Origin of the sequence: Anaeromusa sp., from assembly GCF_028691475.1 — a bacterium.
Classification (GTDB): domain Bacteria; phylum Bacillota; class Negativicutes; order Anaeromusales; family Anaeromusaceae; genus Anaeromusa.
The window spans coordinates 23318-31372 of the sequence record NZ_JAQUZF010000020.1 but is presented as its reverse complement, the minus strand read 5'-3'; the positions used below and the strand labels follow the sequence as shown (position 1 = coordinate 31372).

Sequence of the window (8055 nt, the reverse complement as noted above, 5' to 3'; positions counted from 1 at the left end):
TGCGGCGAGAGTTTATAACAATGGTGTATGTACCGTCGTGATTCGCTGCGGAAAATGCCTTAACCCTGCAGGGCAGGTCTTGGTACCTGACAATTATATTCACTGACCATCATCCTTTTTCATACGGTTGACCATATCCATGACAAACTGGATGTCTTCCTTAGTTAGTTTCTTGCTGGCATCAAACAAGATGCGCATTTCTGGGTTCTTGTGGAGCTGATCGGCAAGCTCTGCAACTTCGGGGTCGAGGTAGTAGCAGGGGTGATTTGGTATTTCACTTCTTCCTAAAAGATAGTTCATATCAACATTGAAAAAGTCGGCAAGCACTTCCAATGTTTCAAAGTTAGGCTCTCTACTTCCAGACTCATACATACCGATGGCGCTGCGGCTTAATCCCGTAGCTTTGGCAAGTTCATCCTGTGTAAGGTTTTTCTCGAGTCTCAAGGTTTTTATTCTTTCATTAAATGCCACGTCGCATCATCCTTTTTGTTTTATAATATCACGATACGTGATGGAAAACAATAAAAATTTGTCACGTTGTGTGTTGACATGCTATTATCCTCGTGCTAATATTAATTTAGACACGAAATGTGACTAAAAAGGAAGGAGGATGCCACATGACTAATCACAAAACAATTGCAGAACGTCTCGTGGAACTGCGCGGCGATGAAAAGCGACTTGTAGTTGCGTCTGCTTGCGGCATTAGTAAATCAGCTCTTACTATGTATGAGTTGGGCGCGAGGATACCACGCGATGAAATTAAAGTCAGGTTGGCAGCGTACTACGGTACTACTGTTGAAGAAATTTTTTTTAAATCTCAATGACACGTTTTGTGTCAAAAAGAAGAAAGGAGCCTAACATGAATCTTACTCTGGTAAAAAAGGACGGCCAGCATTGGGTGGACAGCCGCCAGGTAGCGGAGATGGTGGATAAAGACCACGCGCACCTGTGCCGGGATATTCGCGGTTATATTGGAGATTTGGAAAAACCAACGAATCCAAATATGGATTGGTTAGATTTCTTCAAGGAATCAGCATACAAGGACAGAAAAGGCGAAACTCGCCCATGCTACCTAATCTCCCGGAAGGGCTGCGACTTCATCGGCAACAAGATGACCGGCGAAAAGGGAACTCTCTTTACGGCGGCATACGTCAGCACATTCCATGACATGGATGACCGGCTGCGGTTTCAAGCAGCCAAGCAAGTTGACATCGCCACCAAGAAGGCCCTCAGTATGGCCGCAGCAATTCAGAAATACATGGGCGTAAAGCCAGGGATTGCGCAGGCCACTTGTTTGGGAATGATGGAAGCGGAATATGGCGTAGACCTTGAGCCTGTAAAAAAGCTAATTCCAGCAGCAGCACATGATACGGGCTTTTTGAATCCTACTGAGGTTGGAAAGCGGCTGAGTATGAATGCCGCAAAAACTAACTTAATGCTTGCAGGGATAGGGCTACAGGAAAAGATTGAAGGAGACTGGCGCTTGACGGATGCCGGTAAGCCACATGGCGAAGAGATGCCCTTTACCCGTAACGGACACAGCGGCTATCAAATCAAGTGGAATGAATCTGTAGTTGGTTTGCTGACAGCAAGCGCCGGGGAGTAGGTATCTCTTCCAGCCGACTGGCGGCAAAAAGAAGAAAGGAGCGTAGACATGGATCTTTCAAAAGAGAAAACGGAGTTTGAAAAGATATTAGGAGCAAACGCAGAGACAGTTAGTGAGCTGTACAACATTCTAAGAGCCAAAGAACTTACTGTGTATGAAGCATTGTGGTTGCTTGATAAAACCAAAGAGGCTGTGCAGATAGTTAGTAAAATTAGCAATCAACGGGTAGGTTTTTTGTTTGATAGTTTACAAAGAATTACAGTTTTTCAGCGCAAATAAGCTTGAGCTCTTCAAAATTTCGCTTGTACTCAATCACCATTTGGCGTAAAAGCTGTTCGTCGGTTATCTGTATTGAACCTTTCAATGAATGCATATACATGGCTGAAGCGGTAACTATGGCTAGATCATGTGCTACTTGTTCTTTTGAAATCATTGTCCCCCTCCTGTTCGCATCTGCACAGCTAAATCCAGCATAGCAAGAGCTATGAGTTTATTCAAACCATTAGATTATCTCTTCCAGCCGACTGGCGGCAAAAAGAAGAAAGGAGCGTAGTGCAATGCCAAGAAACGACGGAATGCCAGACTTAAATAACTGGCAACCATATCTGAAAGAATGCGGATGCAAGACCATTGGCGAGATGTCCGCATTGCTTGCAACCAAGGGCGATGGCATAGAAGCAATCTGGTTAGGTAAGGCGATTAGTGCAAGAACAAACGAAATTGCCGACGCGATTGTAAAAAACCTCTGTAACGAAGGTCTTTCCATCATGTCGGCAATTAAAGTATTGGGATTGGTTCGCGGGAAAATCATGAAAACAAAATTTATCCCTTGATGTAATTAGCAATTTCCTCTGCGCTGGGCTTTGGCGGTTTATGAATTGCATTAGGATTCATATCATTCAAAATCCTAATTTGCATTTTTTCGCCGCGACTACAGCGATTCCCGGAATTTGCGCCAGCAAGGCAACCGAAGAAAACTTCGCCATAAGAAGAACAGATGGGAAGATTGTGGCAGTCGTGTTCATAGACTTCTTTGCCGGAATCATCAGCACGAACTGCGTCGGTCAATGCCTTGCTAATAAGTGGGTTTTGGTAAGCCAATATAATCACCTCCTCTCGAGGAGGGCTTCGACGTTCAATTTGGTTATCCTGCGAAAAGAAGAAAGGAGCGTGATTATGACAGAACTCATCCCGGCTTCGCACAACCTTCCTGCAACCATCGAAGACCTCGCCAAGTTCATCTTGGTTGGCCGGGAAAAACTTGTTTCCGTGCGGGCCGAAATCCGAGCCATCAACAAACTGGAATTAGCCGAAGAAGTTCGCACCCAGAAACGCAACGAGGCGCAGATGCTTAGCGAAGCGCTCTTGGATGCGGAAGTGCGGATCGGGGAGCTGCTGAAGCAGATTCCGAAAGCTGCTGGGTTTAGGAGTGACTTACAACCTAAGGACACCAATGTCCCGAGGTTAACCGCAGTAAAATCTGAAAAGCCAAAAGCAGAAGCGATTCAAGACTTAGGATTTACAGAAAAACAAAAACAGCGCTTCGAAACCCTCGCCTCCAACAAAGATGTAGTCGAGCAGGTCAAGGCCGAGGCCAGGGAAAACGACGACCTGCCAACCCGTTCCAGGGTGCTGCAATTGGTAAAGCAGAAAAACGCACCGCCACCCAAAGAGGAAAACTACGAATTCCGCTACCAGGCAGCCCGGAGCATTAACGAAGCTATCTCTGCGGCGTGTTTGGTGAAAGTGTCGCAAGAACACCTGCAGGCATGGCATGAATCCCTGACAGTAAAAGGGGAGGGCGCTTTCCAGTTGGACATGGTGAACGAGGCTCTTGAAAATCTTCGGGTTATAAAAGCTTTTCTAAGCAGAAAGGAGCACCAAAAGTGAGCATTTCCAGGGAAGCCAGACGGCTGATCATCGACCAGTTCATTGAGAGCCCCAAGCGAAGCAAGAAAGACTTGCTCGATATGATTAGTCCGCATTACGTTCCCGATTACAAGAAGTTGGCCGAACAGGACATGGGGCGTCTTGCTAATCGGATCGCATCAACAATCAAAGATGAAACAGGCGCAAGAAACGTATTTGCCGTGGATTCTGACGGTGAGCGGTGTTACATCAATGTAGATGAAAGCGACAACATTAAAGATGTTCGAAACGTCTACAGGACGCTTGTAAAAGGCCGCGATTGCCGCGACAAGTCCATCGAAAAGGTACTCAAGCGCGGCAAGGAATTGGCGGAACAGTTGTCATTGGATTTTGGATGAGAAAGGGTGTAACGCCAGATGGAAAAAGATAAGGCACCTATTCAAATGGTATCCTACGCACCGATCGTAGAAGGCGCTATGAAAGAAGTGCTCGCGATTATGCAGCGGAAACAAGAAGCGCTGCAAGCGGGAGAGCCTTTCGACGAAGAAGCGGAGATCAAAAAGCATTTTGCCTTGAAAAAAGAAACCGCGAAATTATCATCAATCAAGAGCGCATAGAAAGGAGCCACCATCATGAAACCTGATTTCACGAAGTTTGCCTACACTGGGAAAATGACTCGCTCCAAAAGCGTATTCCAGCTTTACTTTCAGCAAGAGGGCTGGGCTGCGGTGCTGCGGGTTGGATCAGCGAATACGGGGCACTGGTTTTCTGATGATGACAAATGTAGCGGCGAATTGACGCCGGAAGAAACCGAGCTGCTGCTCATGAAACTACGGTGAGAGGAGGTGAAAAAGATGGAAAACGCTAGTATGAAGCCAGTTCTTCGCAAAACAAAAGAAATTCATATCCGGGCAGGGGAGCTAGAAAAAATAGCAACGCTCTTATCTGCACTTCTGAAAGACATTAATTTCAAAAAGAAATGCCGGATAGTGCTGGAACACGACCCGGCGGCAGTAGATGTGCTTGAAGTTTTCACAGAAGAGTAATGATGCAGTTTGGAGGAAAATGAACGACAGTTCTTATGTCGTTCGGATTATCCCAGAACACTTCAAAGTATCCTGCGTTTGCAAGGTCCGGGATTGTCATGAAAGCTAATTGATCGACCGTGGCTAGTAATGAGTCTCTTTCAGAAAGAGATAGGTCTTTTGTGTTAACAGAGTAATGTTTTAATGCCAACCTTTTCACCTCCCTTCTCGTCTTCACTTCGGGAGCGTGATGGAAAATCCTTCAAAAAGAAAGGAGCAATCATGACCTCGTTAAATGAAAAGCCCCCCCAGCGTTGCAGCACTGAGGGGGCCAAGGAAAACCTAACCTATCTTCAATCATACCGCATGCGTCCTGTAATGGCAAGCCGGCGGTTTAATCTCTGGCTGCTGCGGGACCGGGCTAAACGCGCGGATCGGATTGATTCCATGTTCGGGAAAGTTATTCTGGTGGCGTTCGTATACTTCACTTTGCAGATATGGAGGGTGCTGCTATGAGACGAGCACATCAAGTACGTTGCGAGTGCTGCGGAAAGCAGATGCAGACTCACGACTCGTACTACATGTCTGGCAAGAAAATCGTTTGCTTTAAATGTTTAGTATCTCGTTCGGCACACCTGCCTATGGTAAGTACTAATTAAAAAATGGAGGTCTTGCACCGTGAAAAAATATGAATTGACTAGCGAATCTAAATTGTGGTTTGGGCGTACATTGTTCCGAATTAAGGCTCTGATTTCCTTTGGTGGTGTTGAGGTCGGTGAGCTCGGTGGCTTCGTGGAAAAGGAAGAGAATCTTGATCAGTCCGGCAATGCTTGGGTGTACGGCAATGCTTGGTTGTCCGGCGATGCTCGGGTGTCCGGCGATGCTCGGGTGTCCGGCGATGCTCGGGTGTACGGCGATGCTCGGGTGTACGGCAATGCTCAGGTGTCCGGCAATGCTCGGGTGCTTTCGTGCAAGCACGTTGCTTGGTTCTCGAATGTCGGCTCTGAAGACGGAACGCTCACTGCGTACACAACCAAAAACGAAATCGAAATCACGCGCGGTTGTTTCCAGGGCTCTCTTGAAAAGTTTGAAGCAGCAGTTACAAAACGCCACGGTGAAAGCGATTTCGGCAAACAGTATGTGGCCTTGGTGCAATACATCAAGCTTCGGTTTTTAGGCGTAACCGTGGAGCTTGAGGTTGAGGACGCTACTGATGCGGTACCGGAAACAGAGATCGCCGCGGAAACAGAGGCCGATGATGCTACCTGATGTTACTCAACTGCCATGGCATACAGCAGCATACCCGCACCGTGCACCTGATGTGCCGGAGCCGGCAAGGAAGCAGTGTTCAGACTGCGGGTGCTTATGTGCAGCAGACGAACTGCGTTATGGGCCTGGACTAGACCTTCATAAATATTGCCCTGATTGCTACGAAGAACGATTCAAGGAGGAACAAAATGGATTTTGAGATATTAACGCACTCGCGGATCAAGGCGCGGAAAAACTGCCCCATGCATGAGCATATTCGTTATGACTTGCAGCTGGTACCGAAAAACAAACGCGAAGCGCTGAACATCGGATCGGCGGTGCATCTTGGCTTAGAAACTAGCGATATTGACCAGGCGGTTGCCTATTTTGACGGAGCTATGCCGAGTACGCAGGAAGAAGCGGATAAGCTGGAAATCAATCGGTCCATGGTACGGGCCATGCTGCAGGGATACTTCGCCAAGTTTGGCCAATGGCCAGACGACTCTATGAAGGAACAGAAATTTGATATTCCGATCGTTAATCCGGAAACAGGAGCGCAGTCGCGGACCTTCCGGCTAAACGGTAAGATTGACGCCATTGTGAAGTTAGACAATCAGTACTGGATCGTGGAGTACAAAACCGCTGGCCAAATCAACGAAGGATACCTTGAGCGCCTAGAGCTGGATGACCAAATCAGTACCTATATTTATGCAGCGCAGAAAATGTTTGGCATCAATGTCGCCGGCGTTATCTATCGGGTAATCAAAAAGCCATCCATCAGGCCGACCAAGAAAGAATCCATCGCTCAGTACTGCCAGAGGCTGGAGCAAGACTATCAAGAACGACCAGACTTCTACTTCTACGAGGGCCAGTTTTATCGCTCTCAGGAAGATCTGGAACAGTTTGAAAAGGAACTTTGGGCCTTCACGAAAGAGTACCTGTACCAGCGAAGCAAGAACATCCATTACAAAAATGCTTCCCGCTGCCTGGATTGGGGCAAATGCGAATACATGCCAATTTGCACCGGCCAGGCTGATTGGGAATTGTTTTACGAGAAAAAAGAAATCCATGAAGAATTGAAAGGGGACGCACAATGAGTTTACTACCGACCCAGAAAAGCAGCCCGCAGCATGATTTTGAGAAGTACACCACCCTGATTTACGGGGCGCCGAAAACCGGTAAATCCACGCTGGCCAGCCAGTTCGACCAAGCGTTGTTCTTAGCCACAGAAGCCGGCTTGAACGCCTTGGAAACCTACAATGTGCCAATCACTAGCTGGGAGGAATTCCTCGCCGCCTGCGGAGAAATTGCCGCCGGCAAGCATGAATTTAAAACCATCGTTATTGATACGGTGGACAATCTCTTCAAGTTTTGCTCGGCGTTTATTTGCCAGAAAAACAAGATTCAGCACGAATCCGAGCTGGATTGGGGCAAAGGCTGGAAGCTGGTTAAGGACGAGTTTGCCCGAGCCATTATTAAACTCACATCGTTGCCCTACGGCGTAGTCCTCATTAGCCACGCCGAGGCGCTAGAGATTAAGACCCGGACCGGCTCTATTACCAAGTGGGTACCGACCATGCCCAAGCAGGCCCGGGAGATTACCCTTCCAATTTGCGACTTCATCTTCTATGTCACTATTGAGAACGGCGCAGACGGTCCGCAGCGCATCATTCGCACCAAGCCGTCTGAGAATTGGGAGGGCGGCGACCGTACTGGCGCGATGCCGGAAACGCTCGAAATGAGCTACACAGCAATTAAAGAGGCCTTTGGCCAAGCAATGGGAGGTAAAACAGCATGAGTGAATTTGAGAGCTTTTTGAAGAACTTTGATGATGATTTTGAAAAGGCGGAGGCCACCAGCTTTACGCCGCTGCCGGATGGAAAATATCAGGCGCGTGTCGATACCATCCGGATTGAACCAAACAAAAAAACGAATGAGCTGGCGCTACGCATGGACTTAGTGGTTGCCGTCGGCGAACACAAAGACCGCAAGGTCGTGTACTACAAGAGCATCAACGAAAAGCAGCTCCCGTACTTAAAGTCGGACCTGGCGCGGATCGGCGTCAACCCGGAGCCGTTCAGTAAAATCGAAAGCTATTTCCCAGGCGTGCTGGATAAAATCTTGGAAGTGGAAATGAAGACCAGTAAGCCGGGGCAAGATGGCAAAACCTATTCCAATCTCTACATCAATAAAACTGTCGGGACAGCCCCTGATGGTGCAGCAGGGAACGCAAAAATCGACACTAGTAATTTGCCGTTTTAATGCTGCTTAGAGACTACCAGGAGCGCGGTATTTTACCGCGCTCGT

At 47.7% G+C, this 8055-nt stretch carries 17 protein-coding genes; 14 read left to right on the top strand and 3 right to left on the bottom strand.

Translation table 11 applies throughout. From position 1 onward, the window contains the following. Positions 1-99: 99 nt before the first annotated feature. Positions 100-471 carry a helix-turn-helix domain-containing protein gene (locus tag PHF27_RS04805; protein ID WP_300066785.1) on the bottom strand — a complete coding sequence of 124 codons (372 nt, stop codon included), beginning with the start codon at positions 469-471 and terminating at the stop codon, positions 100-102. A gap of 146 nt (positions 472-617) precedes the next feature. Between PHF27_RS04805 and PHF27_RS04800 the strand changes: the two genes are divergently transcribed. From PHF27_RS04800 to PHF27_RS04790, 3 genes are read left to right on the top strand one after another with little or no spacing between them, the layout of a single operon-like run. Then, positions 618-824, top strand: coding sequence for a helix-turn-helix transcriptional regulator (locus PHF27_RS04800; RefSeq protein ID WP_300066782.1), 207 nt, complete (start codon positions 618-620; stop codon positions 822-824). 35 nt (positions 825-859) lie between these two features. Continuing rightward, a complete protein-coding gene (locus tag PHF27_RS04795) occupies positions 860-1606 on the top strand; it encodes a Rha family transcriptional regulator (RefSeq protein ID WP_300066779.1) in 747 nt (248 codons plus the stop codon). Positions 1607-1654: 48 nt separating this feature from the next. After that, positions 1655-1885: a hypothetical protein gene (locus PHF27_RS04790; RefSeq protein ID WP_300066777.1), complete on the top strand. Its 231-nt coding sequence runs from the start codon at positions 1655-1657 to the stop codon at positions 1883-1885. Here the strand turns inward: PHF27_RS04790 and PHF27_RS04785 are convergent. Further along, positions 1863-2039: a hypothetical protein gene (locus PHF27_RS04785; RefSeq protein WP_300066774.1), complete on the bottom strand. Its 177-nt coding sequence runs from the start codon at positions 2037-2039 to the stop codon at positions 1863-1865. The genes PHF27_RS04790 and PHF27_RS04785 overlap by 23 nt on opposite strands. Positions 2040-2163: 124 nt before the next feature. Between PHF27_RS04785 and PHF27_RS04780 the strand changes: the two genes are divergently transcribed. Continuing rightward, positions 2164-2439 carry a hypothetical protein gene (locus PHF27_RS04780; RefSeq protein WP_300066772.1) on the top strand — a complete coding sequence of 92 codons (276 nt, stop codon included), beginning with the start codon at positions 2164-2166 and terminating at the stop codon, positions 2437-2439. Here the strand turns inward: PHF27_RS04780 and PHF27_RS04775 are convergent. After that, complete coding sequence (locus PHF27_RS04775; protein ID WP_300066769.1) at positions 2429-2707, bottom strand: hypothetical protein; 279 nt, start codon at positions 2705-2707, stop codon at positions 2429-2431. The genes PHF27_RS04780 and PHF27_RS04775 overlap by 11 nt on opposite strands. 75 nt (positions 2708-2782) lie before the next feature. On the opposite strand from PHF27_RS04775, the gene PHF27_RS04770 reads away from it, so the two are divergent. The 10 genes from PHF27_RS04770 to PHF27_RS04725 all read left to right on the top strand — a co-directional run bounded on the left by PHF27_RS04770 (position 2783) and on the right by PHF27_RS04725 (position 8010). Further along, a complete protein-coding gene (locus PHF27_RS04770) occupies positions 2783-3496 on the top strand; it encodes a hypothetical protein (RefSeq protein ID WP_300066766.1) in 714 nt (237 codons plus the stop codon). Beyond that, entirely contained in the window at positions 3493-3873 is a 381-nt protein-coding gene (locus PHF27_RS04765) for a hypothetical protein (RefSeq protein WP_300066763.1), read from the top strand. Before PHF27_RS04770 ends, PHF27_RS04765 begins: the two co-directional genes overlap by 4 nt. An 18-nt stretch (positions 3874-3891) precedes the next feature. Continuing rightward, entirely contained in the window at positions 3892-4092 is a 201-nt protein-coding gene (locus tag PHF27_RS04760) for a hypothetical protein (RefSeq protein WP_300066761.1), read from the top strand. Between the two features lie 15 nt (positions 4093-4107). Beyond that, on the top strand, positions 4108-4314 hold the full coding sequence (locus PHF27_RS04755) for a hypothetical protein (RefSeq protein WP_300066758.1): 207 nt from the start codon (positions 4108-4110) through the stop codon (positions 4312-4314). Between the two features lie 15 nt (positions 4315-4329). Further along, positions 4330-4521: a hypothetical protein gene (locus tag PHF27_RS04750; protein ID WP_300066755.1), complete on the top strand. Its 192-nt coding sequence runs from the start codon at positions 4330-4332 to the stop codon at positions 4519-4521. Between the two features lie 261 nt (positions 4522-4782). Next, positions 4783-5016, top strand: coding sequence for a hypothetical protein (locus PHF27_RS04745; protein WP_300066752.1), 234 nt, complete (start codon positions 4783-4785; stop codon positions 5014-5016). A 162-nt stretch (positions 5017-5178) separates the two neighbouring features. Next, positions 5179-5769 (top strand): hypothetical protein, encoded by a 591-nt coding sequence (locus tag PHF27_RS04740; RefSeq protein ID WP_300066749.1) that lies wholly within the window; start codon positions 5179-5181, stop codon positions 5767-5769. Between the two features lie 188 nt (positions 5770-5957). Next, positions 5958-6845 carry a PD-(D/E)XK nuclease family protein gene (locus tag PHF27_RS04735; RefSeq protein ID WP_300066746.1) on the top strand — a complete coding sequence of 296 codons (888 nt, stop codon included), beginning with the start codon at positions 5958-5960 and terminating at the stop codon, positions 6843-6845. After that, the gene (locus PHF27_RS04730; RefSeq protein ID WP_300066744.1) at positions 6842-7546 is read left to right on the top strand and encodes an ATP-binding protein; all 705 of its coding nucleotides are present in this window, start codon (positions 6842-6844) and stop codon (positions 7544-7546) included. Before PHF27_RS04735 ends, PHF27_RS04730 begins: the two co-directional genes overlap by 4 nt. Continuing rightward, entirely contained in the window at positions 7543-8010 is a 468-nt protein-coding gene (locus PHF27_RS04725) for a DUF669 domain-containing protein (RefSeq protein ID WP_300066741.1), read from the top strand. The genes PHF27_RS04730 and PHF27_RS04725 overlap by 4 nt, the downstream gene beginning before the upstream one ends. Positions 8011-8055: the final 45 nt, after the last annotated feature.